This window comes from Citrobacter sp. On2M (assembly GCF_018035235.1).
Classification (GTDB): domain Bacteria; phylum Pseudomonadota; class Gammaproteobacteria; order Enterobacterales; family Enterobacteriaceae; genus Citrobacter; species Citrobacter meridianamericanus.
Genome location: NZ_WPCV01000003.1, coordinates 148,157 through 160,630, shown reverse-complemented (window position 1 = coordinate 160,630; position 12,474 = coordinate 148,157). Strand labels below are relative to the sequence as shown.

At 49.7% G+C, this 12,474-nt stretch carries 10 protein-coding genes; 4 read left to right on the top strand and 6 right to left on the bottom strand.

Annotated features, from left to right (window positions below; all coding sequences use genetic code 11):
* Positions 1 to 57: 57 nt before the first annotated feature.
* The gene (locus tag On2M_RS09330; protein WP_151218588.1) at positions 58 to 1,254 is read right to left on the bottom strand and encodes a multidrug efflux MFS transporter; all 1,197 of its coding nucleotides are present in this window, start codon (positions 1,252 to 1,254) and stop codon (positions 58 to 60) included.
* Between the two features lie 301 nt (positions 1,255 to 1,555).
* Here On2M_RS09330 and ddlA point away from each other — a divergent pair, with 301 nt between their 5' ends.
* Positions 1,556 to 2,650: a D-alanine--D-alanine ligase gene (ddlA, locus tag On2M_RS09325; RefSeq protein ID WP_210904705.1), complete on the top strand. Its 1,095-nt coding sequence runs from the start codon at positions 1,556 to 1,558 to the stop codon at positions 2,648 to 2,650.
* 21 nt (positions 2,651 to 2,671) lie between these two features.
* On the opposite strand, the gene On2M_RS09320 is transcribed toward ddlA, so the two are convergent.
* Positions 2,672 to 2,893, bottom strand: coding sequence for a DUF2754 domain-containing protein (locus On2M_RS09320; RefSeq protein ID WP_151218586.1), 222 nt, complete (start codon positions 2,891 to 2,893; stop codon positions 2,672 to 2,674).
* Positions 2,894 to 3,156: 263 nt separating this feature from the next.
* Here On2M_RS09320 and On2M_RS09315 point away from each other — a divergent pair, with 263 nt between their 5' ends.
* Complete coding sequence (locus On2M_RS09315; protein ID WP_151218585.1) at positions 3,157 to 3,480, top strand: DUF2755 family protein; 324 nt, start codon at positions 3,157 to 3,159, stop codon at positions 3,478 to 3,480.
* On the opposite strand, the gene On2M_RS09310 is transcribed toward On2M_RS09315, so the two are convergent.
* Together On2M_RS09310 and sbmA are read right to left on the bottom strand one after the other, a co-directional pair.
* Entirely contained in the window at positions 3,465 to 4,568 is a 1,104-nt protein-coding gene (locus On2M_RS09310; RefSeq protein ID WP_151218584.1) for a DUF1615 domain-containing protein, read from the bottom strand. The genes On2M_RS09315 and On2M_RS09310 overlap by 16 nt on opposite strands.
* Before the next feature lie 15 nt (positions 4,569 to 4,583).
* A complete protein-coding gene (gene sbmA, locus On2M_RS09305) occupies positions 4,584 to 5,804 on the bottom strand; it encodes a peptide antibiotic transporter SbmA (RefSeq protein WP_187252938.1) in 1,221 nt (406 codons plus the stop codon).
* A 383-nt stretch (positions 5,805 to 6,187) separates the two neighbouring features.
* Between sbmA and ampH the strand changes: the two genes are divergently transcribed.
* Positions 6,188 to 7,345, top strand: a complete 1,158-nt coding sequence (gene ampH / locus On2M_RS09300) for a D-alanyl-D-alanine-carboxypeptidase/endopeptidase AmpH (protein WP_151218583.1) — start codon at positions 6,188 to 6,190, stop codon at positions 7,343 to 7,345.
* A gap of 1 nt (position 7,346) precedes the next feature.
* Here ampH and iprA read toward each other — a convergent pair whose 3' ends face one another.
* On the bottom strand, positions 7,347 to 7,970 hold the full coding sequence (gene iprA / locus On2M_RS09295; RefSeq protein WP_151218582.1) for a hydrogen peroxide resistance inhibitor IprA: 624 nt from the start codon (positions 7,968 to 7,970) through the stop codon (positions 7,347 to 7,349).
* A gap of 89 nt (positions 7,971 to 8,059) precedes the next feature.
* On the bottom strand, positions 8,060 to 10,981 hold the full coding sequence (gene ehaB, locus On2M_RS09290) for an autotransporter outer membrane beta-barrel domain-containing protein (protein ID WP_210904704.1): 2,922 nt from the start codon (positions 10,979 to 10,981) through the stop codon (positions 8,060 to 8,062).
* A gap of 487 nt (positions 10,982 to 11,468) precedes the next feature.
* On the opposite strand from ehaB, the gene hemB reads away from it, so the two are divergent.
* A complete protein-coding gene (hemB, locus tag On2M_RS09285) occupies positions 11,469 to 12,443 on the top strand; it encodes a porphobilinogen synthase (protein ID WP_042310217.1) in 975 nt (324 codons plus the stop codon).
* Positions 12,444 to 12,474 lie beyond the last annotated feature (31 nt).

Sequence of the window (12,474 nt, the reverse complement as noted above, 5' to 3'; positions counted from 1 at the left end):
ATATAATGCACAATTATGGATTAACAACGCTGACGAGCAGCGTTGTTAATCAGAACTTCAGCGTACGCTACGTCGACGTCGCAGCGCGATAGCCAGTTGCCAGATATTGATAAGCACAATGCTCGCCGTGGCAATAAACACCCAGCGAAAGCCCGCCATTGCTGATACCGTTGCTCCCATTAATGGCCCGGCCACGTTACCGAGGTACATAAATGACTGGTTATAACCAAAAATTCGCCCGGTTATTTGGTCGCTGGAGTATTTCACCAGCAGTGTCTGCACTGCGGGCAACATTGCGCCGTCGGCAAATCCGAGCAGAAAACGTAAGATTCCCAACTGCAATGGCGTGGTGACCCATGACATGGCGAAAAACAACACTACCGCGAAGATTAACGTCGCCATTAAAATCCGTTCGGTCCCAATACGGTCGCCTAACTTACCTAGCCGGGGCGCTGAAATCAGGGCCGAGACGCCCGGCACCGAAGCAATCAACCCGCTGAGAAAGGCAATATTCGAACTGTCTGGCACCATCGATTTAATAAACAGCGCCAGAATCGGTCCAATTGAGCCGTTACACAGTTGGATAACCATAGTAGTAAAAAACAGGCTAATCACCAGCGCCGGGTAAGGCAGTGAGGCAAAGACGGCCTTACCGCTCAGACGTTCGCTTTTTTTGATAGTCGGGCGCACGCCCTCTTTGATTAAGAACAGCGTGACCAGGAAACTCACCACCAGCAAGGCTGCTGTAATACAGAATACTGCCCGTAAACCAACATGATCGGCAATAAAGCCCCCCATCAGCGGCCCGCCAATGACGCCGCTAATTTGCGCCGTCGAAAGTGTACTCAGTGCCCATCCGCTGCGTTCGCGCGGTACCTGTGAGGCCACCAGCGCCATCGCATTGGGAATATAGCCAGAAGTTAACCCCATCACCCCACGCAGAAGAAAAAGCTGCCAGACGTTGGTGGCAAAGGCCTGCAGTAAAATCGCAATCGCCATCCCCAGAGAAGCACGCAGCAACATCAGCTTACGTCCTTTACGGTCCGCTAAACTGCCCCACATCGGAGAGACAATGGCTGAAATCAGGAAGGTGACGCTGAACGTTAAGCCGGACCACATTGAGAGCGCTTCATGCGAGGTCACTCCCAGTTGGGAGATATAGAGCGGTAAAAAAGGCAGGATTTGGCTAATCGCCAGTCCGGTAAAAAAGCAACCGAACCACACGGAAATAAGGTTAACTCTCCAGGATTCCATAAGGACTCATAACGATAAATAGCTGAAAACTGCGAGCAGCTTAACAAATTACTTAGCCAAATAAGGGTTCACAGGTGCGATAAATCACAGTTTAGGATTTTATCTCCCCGCTCATCATATTTGTGATACACCTCACACCAAACCCATAATTTAAACAGGGAATTATGCTTCACGGTCGATCTGCGCGTTTACGCCTATCACTTCCCCGGTTATCCACTAAAACAATCTGCCAGAAGCCGAGGAAACCTACGTTTTGTCGTGGTAATGTATGTGCTTTGCATTCATGGAATGGGTTTTTAAGATGGCAAAGTTGCGGGTAGGAATCGTATTTGGTGGTAAATCAGCGGAACATGAAGTGTCATTGCAATCGGCAAAAAATATTGTCGATGCCATCGACAAGACTCGCTTTGACGTTGTGCTGTTAGGTATTGATAAACAAGGGCAATGGCACGTCAGCGATGCCAGTAATTATCTGCTCAATTCAAACGATCCGGCGCATATAGCGCTGCGTCCCTCCGCGACCAGCCTTGCTCAGGTACCGGGTAAACAAGAACATCAGTTGATCGATGCGCAAAACGGTCAGCCACTGCCTACGGTCGATGTTATTTTCCCAATTGTACACGGCACGCTGGGTGAAGATGGCTCTTTGCAGGGGATGCTGCGCGTGGCGAATCTACCATTCGTCGGATCTGATGTATTAGGTTCTGCGGCCTGTATGGATAAAGACGTGACCAAACGTCTGCTGCGCGATGCCGGATTAAACATCGCCCCGTTTATTACGCTGACTCGCGCCAATCGCAACAGCATCAGCTTTGCCGAGGTTGAGTCTCGCCTGGGTCTGCCGCTGTTTGTAAAACCGGCCAACCAGGGATCGTCCGTTGGCGTCAGTAAAGTGACCAGCGAAGCACAATACGACCAGGCCGTCGGACTGGCATTTGAATTCGATCATAAAGTCGTCGTCGAACAAGGGATCAAAGGCCGCGAGATCGAATGCGCGGTGCTGGGTAACGATCATCCGCAGGCCAGTACCTGTGGCGAGATCGTGCTGAACAGTGATTTTTACGCTTACGACACCAAATATATTGACGACAACGGTGCCAAAGTGGTTGTTCCGGCAGCAATCGCACCGGAAATTAACGATAAGATCCGAAACATTGCAATTCAGGCTTATCAGACGTTGGGCTGTGCCGGCATGGCCCGCGTGGACGTTTTCTTAACCGCAGAGAACGAGGTTGTGATCAACGAGATCAACACACTGCCGGGCTTTACCAACATCAGCATGTATCCAAAACTGTGGCAGGCGAGCGGTTTAGGCTATACCGATTTGATCACTCGCCTGATCGAGCTGGCGCTGGAACGCCATGTGGCAGATAGCGCGCTGAAAACCAGTATGTAAACCCGTCAGGATGCCCGATCTCTATTGGGCATCCTTTGTTTCATCTTCATCTTCCACCCGGCGACGAATAATTAATCCGGCCAGCCAAAAGCTAATCACCCAGGTAACCAGCCCCACCGCATAGGTTTGCCACCCCTGCGCTTCAAAACCGAGCAAGCCCACCACGCCGTTCAGAATAAAGATAAGCCCGATTGCGAAGGCATAGTAGTGCCAGTCTCGGCGGATTTTTACAGGCAGGTTCATAACAGCTCCGGTAGAAATACAACATGGAAGCGCATCCTCGCACATTTCCTCATGGACGTCTGTGGCCTGTACGGAAATTCTGAAATGTAACTTAATTTCACTTAAGGTTACTCAATTGTGACGGAAAGCAAAAAACCGAAATCCAGGAATAATCTCTACCTGAAATTACCATCATTCTGATATTGACATTGCCGATCACCTGTCAGACTCACGGTGAGTTCCAGGCATTACGTCAAAAAAGCAGGTTATTTCCGGAGGTCTTTATGGCTGATTTTACGCTCTCAAAATCCCTTTTTAAGGGCAAGCATCGGGACACCTCCTCCCTGCCCGGCAACATTGCGTATGCCGTATTTGTGCTGTTTTGCTTTTGGGCGGGCGCGCAGATTTTAAATCTGTTGGCCCACGCTCCCGGCATCTATGAACAACTAATGCAGTTACAAATGCAAGAGACAGGGCGACCGCGAGTTGAAATCGGTTTGGGTGTCGGTACCCTTTTTGGGCTGGTCCCTTTCATCACCGGAAGCCTGATTCTGGGTGCTATCGCGGCATTCGTGCACTGGCGCCGTCGTCATCATAACGACGACTGACCCATACATCTCGCCCGACGATCGTCCACGCGTTTCGCAAACCACGCGGTAGTCAGATTTCGCGTGATCTTCGGGCTTTCCAGTTGAATGCCTGGCAGCATTTCACGGGGGAGCGCTTTCCCGGTCTTCGCTTCCGCCAGCTTATAGACCTTCTCGTACAACGCAGTCTCTTCAAACGCCAGGCTGTCACCTTTTTGCAATTGACGGCGGATCTCACTCTCGCTCATATCCAGTTTCCCGGCCAGTTTACGCACTGCCAGCTCGGTTTTACCCGGTTCGCTGCTACCGTAGAGAATCAAATCCCCATCCATCGCCAGCTTCACCCCGCTGGCTTTACTGACCGCATTCTGGAAAGCCGCATTGCGGCTGGCATACCACCCGGCATTAAAATCGGCGAAGCGGAAGATGGGCGCACTGTAATTCGCCGGGTAGTTAAGCAGATGATATGTACCAAACCACAGCCCGCCGCGACGGCTGAACACTTCCTGACGCACGGTTCCCGCCATTTTCCACGGATAACCGCCAGCATGTTGCTCGGCAAAGGCGATACTGACCTGCATCGGACCGCCGGTATGCACCGGATTAAGCGAACCAAACAGCGTCTGCCCCATCGGTACCATATTAATAAAATCATCAAAGATGGCACTCAGCTGTTTTTCCGTCTTCACCGAATCCAGACGCTCGCTGTAGCTTTTCCCCGTTGGCGAGTTAATCTTCAGCGCGGTATGCACCACAAACAGCGGAATGTGCATCCGCTCGGCTCGGCGGTCGATCTCTTTCCAGGCGATTTTATTCAGTCCTGGAACAGCAGGGTCCGCCTGATAGTTAGACTCCTGCTGAGCCACCGCCAGCACCGAACAGATATTTTCAACCGTCGGCGCCAGCTTCTGGCTTTCAAACGTCTTCGCCAGGTCCTGTGCCCACGCGTCCCTGTCTTTCACGCTGGCGGGCATTTTCTGGCGCACCACGCTCGCCACATCGACGGCTTTCTCCCCCTTTTTTAACGGCTGCGCAGGTTGGCTACTACATCCCACCAGCACCAGAGCGGCCAAACCGGACAAGGGGTAAAGACGGGAAACCGTCGACATAACATCTCCTCATTATTAACCAAGGGTATGGGTAACTTCCTGAATATCCTGATCATCAAGCTCACGTTCAAAGCTGCGCAGACGCTTATATATAGACATCAGTTCAACTAACGTTGTCCAGGAGTTAATCAAATACTGGAACGAGCCGCGCACCTGACCAAACACGTTTGTAATTTGCGTCATCAAACCAAGCGTAATCGTACCGGCAACAATCGACGGAAACAGCAGGAACAAACCGAAAACGTTATCAACCTGCAGGTACAGAATACGGGCGATATTGAAGTACATATAGTGAAAATAGAGGCGGAAGTAGTTCTGGCGTACCGCGTGAAACAGTTCACGCACCGTTGGCGGTGTCGCACGATTGGCGTCATCTTCACCGTATACCAGTTCTTTACGGTAGGCCGCCTCCACGCGCTGGTTTTTAAACTCCAGCCCTGGAAGTTTAATCCCGACTACCGCCAGTAAGCCAGTTCCCATCAGGGACCAGACAATCGCGGCAATCACCAGGCCATAAGGCACATGCCCAATAATTGGCAGGTCAGGAACATGGGCAGAAAGTGTGACCAGCACGGGCAAAAAGGCGATCAGCGTCATAATCGCGTTGATAAAGCTGACTCCCATATTTTCCAGCGTGGAGGCAAAACGCATAGTGTCTTCCTGCACACGCTGCGCAGCGCCTTCGATATGACGCAGATGCTGCCAGTGCGCCATATAGTGTTCATTCATTGCGGTCCGCCAGCGGAAGACATAGTGACTGACAAAAAAGTTGTTCATCACGCCAATAATTACGGCAATCAGTGCAATGCCGAGAAAGATGCCCACTTCATGATAGAATTGCTCAATCTTCACCTTGTGCGGCGCGCTGAGTGCGGTTTGAATCAGATCATAGAATGGCGCATACCAGGCGTTGACGGCGACGCCAACTTCAACCAGAAACCAGGTCACGAAAATAATCAGCGATGTGCCGAGTATCGACCAGTACTGCCAGCGGTGCGGGCTGTAGATAAACCAAAACAGCGCGAACACCCCAACGCAAAGAATGTAATACGCATAAAAAATCAGGTAATCCAACGACCAGAATCGGGCCGCGCTAATCGGTACATCTCCCGACGCGCCGGTAAAGCGTGCAACCCAGGCTCCCCCACCTGCTTGCCAGAATACAACAGCGACCAGTGCCCAAATAAATGCCGAAATAAAGAACGCTCCCGGCTTTGGGAAAAAAGACTTAAACATAGTGCTCTCCTGCTAACTTCTTATCGTTATGACGACTGCTGTGCATTTGCCACTCTGAAAGTACGTGGCCAGATGGCTTACGCCCAAAAACACAAGCTGAAACCCACATTGTGACCAAAACCGGGGCACTTAGTTCGCCCCCCAGTTATGAAGAATTGTTTCTGTGGTTTTCACACTCGACAACGTTCCAATCTGTGCTGATTATCACAGCGTGAGATCACAAAAGCGAATATGCATAATCCCGAAAACGATCGCGTTTACTCATCGTTACGTTTTTCACACTATCATTGGCTGATAAGCGCTTTGCAATACGCTGATGAGTAGTATAAATACGCATACGCACGACATCCTTTTTCACTTTCTCTAACTCATGGACACCACCGTTGAAACGTAGTCTGCTTTTTTCTGCCGCGCTGTGTGCGGCGTCATTGACATCTGTCCAGGCGGCACAGCCTATAACCGATCCGGTCTTCGCCTCTGATATCGTCGATCGTTATGCCGACCATATATTTTACGGCAGTGGTGCTACAGGGATGGCACTCGTGGTGATTGATGGCAATCAGCGCGTATTTCGCAGCTTTGGCGAAACGCGTCCCGGTAACAACGTCCATCCGCAACTGGATTCCGTAATTCGTATTGCCTCCATCACCAAATTAATGACCAGCGAAATGCTGGTAAAATTACTCGATCAGGGCACAGTTAAACTCAACGATCCGTTGAGTAAATATGCACCACCTGGCGCACGCGTGCCGACTTATCAGGGCACACCGATTAGACTGGTGAATTTGGCGACGCATACCAGTGCGCTGCCGCGCGAACAGCCAGGCGGCGCAGCAAAGCGCCCCGTGTTTGTCTGGCCAACCCGCGAACAGCGCTGGAGCTATCTCTCAACCGCCACGCTAAAAGCCGCACCGGGCTCGCAGGCTTCTTATTCCAACCTGGCGTTTGATCTACTGGCCGATGCGCTGGGAACCGCCTCAGGTAAGCCTTATCCGCAGCTGTTTGAAGAAAAAATCACCCGTCCGCTGGGGATGAAAGACACCACCTTTACGCCGTCCCCCGATCAATGTCGACGCCTGATGGTCGCGGAAAAAGGAGCCAGCCCTTGCAACAACACGCTGGCGGCGATGGGCAGCGGCGGCGTCTATTCAACACCCGGCGATATGATGCGCTGGATGCAGCAGTATCTCTCATCTGATTTTTATCATCGTAGCCAACAGGCCGATCGGATGCAGACGCTGATTTATCAGCGTACACAGTTGACCAAAGTGATAGGGATGGATGTTCCGGGCAAGGCCGATGCACTTGGTTTGGGCTGGGTCTATATGGCACCGAAAAATGGCCGACCGGGAATTATTCAAAAAACCGGCGGCGGCGGCGGATTCATCACCTATATGGCGATGATCCCGCAGCAAAACGTTGGGGCGTTTGTCGTGGTAACACGTTCTCCGCTGACCCGCTTTACCAATATGAGCGACGGTATCAACGATCTGGTTGCAGAGTTGAGCGGAAACAAACCGCAGGTTATTCCCGCATCCTGACTTAATACTCAAAAGGCAAACGGTTAATGTTCACCAGTTTGCCTTTATTCATTTCAATGTAACCACCTTTACGCAAAGCCGCGAGAACTTCAGCAACAACTGAGCGTGAAATTCGCGTGCGTTGGTGAATATAGTTCATGACACCGACACGCGAACGCAGTTCGTCGTCCCATTTCGTCATGGATATCAGCGTCGCGCGGATCTGATCGTAGGAGTTATTGCCAATTAACTGTAAGTCGCGCATTTCAAGCATGCAGTTTTGCCACGCTAACCAGCAGAAGGCTTCGCGCCAAACCTGGCATTGTTCAATTATATTAATCGTTTGTGAAGCTGGAAGATGATATCCCGTACAATTACTTTCGGTTATTAATCTGTAAGGTACATCTGTTTTCATCACGCCATCCGAAAGCCCCATAATAAACGGAGCCTGCGCGATGCCAACCAGCACATTTTCTCCTCGTCGCAGGGAAATTACGCCGCTTAATATAATAAAGGTATCGTCACTATTTATATCACTGGAATATATAATTTGCTTTTCGTTATCATATTTGAAATGTTGTCCGTATTTTGACAAACATTTATCAAGCTTACCAAATTCCAAAAGAGGTTTATTCGTCGAGAACATTTGTGCATTCCTTGCAACAAATGCCCGTCAAATCCGTGACGGGCATTATTCTGAATTAAATTACCTTATACTTCTCAGCGAGAAAATTCTTACCAGGTATATTTAACACCAACGTTTGCAGCCCAGTCTTGATCAACATCACCGCCACCGAGGTAGTTAGCATCGGTGTAAGCACTGAAGTTCTTGGTGAAGCTGAACTGAGTACCCAGTCCCACACGTACCGCAGAACCTTCTACGCCATTGTCGATAGAGTCTCCGTTTACGTTAGAATCGTTGTTAGAGTCATCGTAAACATAGGCCAGTTTGAAGTACGGGGTCAGCGCCTGATCTTCGCTGTAGGCGAAGGTATAACCTGCATCTACACCCAGTTCATAACGCATGCTGTCATAAGACTGACCGTCAACTTTCATGTCGTTGCTCAGCTTATAGTCATCACCAGACTGGAACAGACCGGATACACTACCGTAAGGCGTCACGTAACCGGCATCACCCAGTTTCAGGTCGTAACCCAGTTTCAGGCCAAAGCCCCAGGCATCAGCAGAGGTGCTGCCATCAACATACTGACCGTTGCTCATGTTAGCAGACAGATCGTTGTTGAAGTGGGAGTAGCTTAAGTTACCGTCAACAAAGATGTTGTTGTCAAAGCGAGCAGAAGAGTAGATGTAGGCCGTCTGGCTGTCTTGATCCACCTGACCAGTACGGTCGCTCATATCACCTTTCGCAAAGCCTGCCGCAGCACCGACAATCCACTTAGCGTTGTTGCCATCGATTTTGGAATCAACACCGACCATGATGCCGCTGACATCCTGATCGTAGTTAATACTGCCGTTATCCGCGTCGAAGCTGCCGCCGAAGTAGCTTACCCATGCACCACCATTATCTGCCAGACCATGACAAGCGTTAGTCAGACGAGTTCCAACGGTGTCTTGTTCCAGGTTCCAGATATTGGTGTTAGCAGACGGAATGCTCAGCGCCATGTTCGCGTAGTCGGTCAGCTCCATCTGCTGCAGAACAACGGTGTTACCCTGCTGCTGCGCCTGATAGGTGTAAGCACCCAGATCCGCTTTGTTAGCTGCAGAGAAGGTCGCAGTGCTGTTGGTGTCGTTAACATAAACCAGTTCTTTGCCTTTGTAATCAGCAATAGAACCAGTACCGGTCGCGTTATCGATACGTACTTTATAGTTACCAGTTGCAGCTGCAACGTGGTCACCATAGTTATCAACTTCAGACTGATCGTAGGAGGTGTCGGAATCGCCGTTACCATTGATAGTCAAGTGACCATCAGAGTTCATTGCGATCACGCCGTAACCATAGTTAGCCTGAGTTTTGTCGTTAGTACGGTCGTTGGTCAGGTCGGCATTCAACACATAGTTGGTACTGTTGATGTCGAAAACACCCGCATTAACATGGTTGTAAGCGTCGGTGTAGCTGGTCAGATTCAGCGTATCAACCTGCAGTGCATCACCTGTGCTGTTACCCACATCCAGAACACCATTGTTGGTTACGTTGATAGTATTTGCATACAGCGCAGCATCACCTACGCCCCAGCCAGCAGCAACATCATCCGCAATTGTGACGGTACTGTTGTCAATAGACAGGGTATCGGTCGCAACATGACCATCCTCGTTGATGTTCAGGGCAGAAGCACCGGTCAGCGCGATAGAGTCAGAAATCAGATCAGAATCGCCTACATTCACGACGGAACCACTGTTGATGCTCAGGGTATCAATCAGAGAAGTTTTGGTGGTATCCCACTGTGAAGCGCCGTTCAGCGTGACGTTGAACAGACCGCTCTGGTAGACGGCGTTGCCAACCACATGACCATTTTCATTATAAGAACTCGTATCGCTGTCAATACCGTAGGTTGAATCAGGCCACAGGCTATTGGCTGCAATATCAATCAGCGTAGCGGTAGCTTCTGTACCCGCAGTATAGCTGTCGTAAACACCATCGCCATCAACATCAACCTGATGTACGGACATCGCTGCGCCAACCCACTTGCTGCCGTTGTTCAGGGTCAGATCCAGACGGTCAGTACCGTCCCAACCATTGGTATCCAGATCGGCATCAGTATCACGGTAAGTATCAGCGCCGTTCGGGAAGAAGTTCTCATCGAAGTTGCTGGAGAACACCACGTCGCCCATCAGCGTGGAATTGTTAAAGGTGGCAGTAGTCTGCATCGCGTTGTCGGCATCTGGATGCGCAATAACAGCCAATGCAACATCATCAGCAGTATAAGAACCGCTGTAATCGCTTGCATTGCTGGTATTACCAAACCAGCCAGAAGTGCCTTCATCAGACCATGAACCTGAGGTCACAGTAGAATCACTGACAGCAATATTATTATTAAATACTTCGCTGCTGTTTACACCAGTACTAACGGTATTATCGTCAATATCTTCCCACTCGTAACCCTGAGTCAGCGTAATACCCGCAACGTGAGAGTTATTGGAGATAGACAGATCAACTTCCTGATCCAGAGTAATAGCCGTGCCCAGATTATAAACATCGACAACATGCGTATCAGCGGCGTCATTATACGTACCGTTGTAGGTATAATGTTCGTAGTTGTCATCGATAGTTGAATTAATGACGTTCATCGCCAGACGATCGTAGTAATAGTCGGTGCCCGTACGGTTAGCACAATCCGTGGTCATACACTCGGATGTCACCATGCCGTGAATAGTACTATTTTTAATCGTCAGGCTATTGTTATTGCTGTCAGCATAAACTCCATCATCCAGGTAATAAGTCGAAATAACGCCGTTGACAGTAGCGTTATTGATTACCGGATAAATATCACCGTTATAAATACTATCAGTGTCGTAATTATTCCAACCGACATATCCATCATAGTAAACGCCATCAGTATAAGATGCGTCGTTATAATGCGTGAAAGTAGTATAAGGAGTGCCAGAGATATCAGTGGAAGCATTCGCCTGAGAAGTGATTGCCAAAGTGCAGGCTAATGCTAATTGTGAGACTACAAGTTTCTTTTTCCAAGTGTGCATTTGTCATCCCTCCTCAGGGACGTAATATAGTTGATCCATCAATTATCAATGCATAGAAAACATTTTATGTTTCGCAGGAACGATTATGCGGCGTCATGGAGGAAAGGTTCAATTATTCTTTGCCCGTTGTCCGAAAACGGACAACACCACGAATGCCAACTTCTTTATTTAAGAAACAAAAAAATCATTACCTTCAATTAATTACGGACAACCAGTCGTTCAAAAAATATTATTTACCAATGAATTACGATGCATACAAACAAATAACTAATAAATAGACGCATCTTATGCATCGGGATATAAAAGCAAACATATAGATATTTAAAATAATAAATAATAATAAACAACATAATGAATATGAATAAATGGCTCTAATGACTCAACCTTCCATCAAGGGAAATCCAGATATAACGCCAACTTTCGTAACCCCCTCGCCTTCAGGTTCGGGTATACTGCGATCTTCGATTCCACAAACATCAGGCATACCATGACAGACCTAATCCAACGCCCTCGCCGCCTGCGCAAATCTCCTGCGCTGCGCGCTATGTTTGAAGAGACAACACTCAGCTTAAATGACCTGGTGTTGCCGATCTTTGTTGAAGAAGAACTCGACGATTACAAAGCTATTGACGCCATGCCTGGCGTGATGCGTATTCCAGAGAAGCATCTGGCGCGCGAAATTGAACGCATTGCCAATGCGGGCATCCGTTCGGTCATGACTTTCGGCATTTCCCACCATACGGATGACACCGGCAGCGATGCCTGGAAAGAAGACGGTCTGGTGGCGCGCATGTCGCGTATCTGTAAACAGACCGTGCCGGAAATGATTGTCATGTCCGACACCTGTTTCTGTGAATACACCTCGCATGGCCACTGTGGTGTGTTATGCGATCACGGCGTTGATAACGATTTAACCCTTGCTAACCTCGGCAAACAAGCGGTCGTTGCCGCAGCAGCGGGTGCGGACTTCATTGCGCCTTCCGCCGCTATGGACGGTCAGGTGCAGGCGATTCGCCAGGCGCTGGATGCTGCGGGCTTCACCGATACCGCGATCATGTCCTACTCCACTAAGTTTGCCTCTTCTTTCTACGGCCCGTTCCGTGAAGCTGCAGGTACCGCTCTGAAGGGCGATCGTAAAACCTATCAGATGAACCCGATGAACCGCCGCGAGGCGATCCGTGAATCACTGCTGGATGAAGCCCAGGGCGCAGACTGCCTGATGGTAAAACCGGCTGGCGCATACCTCGATATTCTGCGCGATATTCGCGAGCGCACCGAGTTGCCGATTGGCGCTTATCAGGTCAGCGGCGAGTATGCGATGATTAAATTCGCAGCAATGGCGGGCGCTATTGATGAAGAGAAAGTGGTGCTGGAAAGCTTAGGGTCGATCAAACGCGCTGGCGCGGATCTGATCTTCAGCTACTTCGCACTGGATCTGGCTGAGAAAAAAATCCTGCGTTAATAACGTCGCCTTATCGGGCCTGCTTTTTCAG

Excerpts from the sequence above, each read along its gene's own strand:
- iprA (WP_151218582.1), bottom strand. The coding sequence starts at position 7,970 with ATGTTCTCGACGAATAAACCTCTTTTGGAATTTGGTAAGCTTGATAAA.
- On2M_RS09315 (WP_151218585.1), top strand. The coding sequence starts at position 3,157 with ATGGCTGATTTTACGCTCTCAAAATCCCTTTTTAAGGGCAAGCATCGG.
- ddlA (WP_210904705.1), top strand. The coding sequence starts at position 1,556 with ATGGCAAAGTTGCGGGTAGGAATCGTATTTGGTGGTAAATCAGCGGAA.
- sbmA (WP_187252938.1), bottom strand. The coding sequence starts at position 5,804 with ATGTTTAAGTCTTTTTTCCCAAAGCCGGGAGCGTTCTTTATTTCGGCA.
- ehaB (WP_210904704.1), bottom strand. The coding sequence starts at position 10,981 with ATGCACACTTGGAAAAAGAAACTTGTAGTCTCACAATTAGCATTAGCC.
- On2M_RS09320 (WP_151218586.1), bottom strand. The coding sequence starts at position 2,893 with ATGAACCTGCCTGTAAAAATCCGCCGAGACTGGCACTACTATGCCTTC.
- hemB (WP_042310217.1), top strand. The coding sequence starts at position 11,469 with ATGACAGACCTAATCCAACGCCCTCGCCGCCTGCGCAAATCTCCTGCG.
- On2M_RS09330 (WP_151218588.1), bottom strand. The coding sequence starts at position 1,254 with ATGGAATCCTGGAGAGTTAACCTTATTTCCGTGTGGTTCGGTTGCTTT.
- On2M_RS09310 (WP_151218584.1), bottom strand. The coding sequence starts at position 4,568 with ATGTCGACGGTTTCCCGTCTTTACCCCTTGTCCGGTTTGGCCGCTCTG.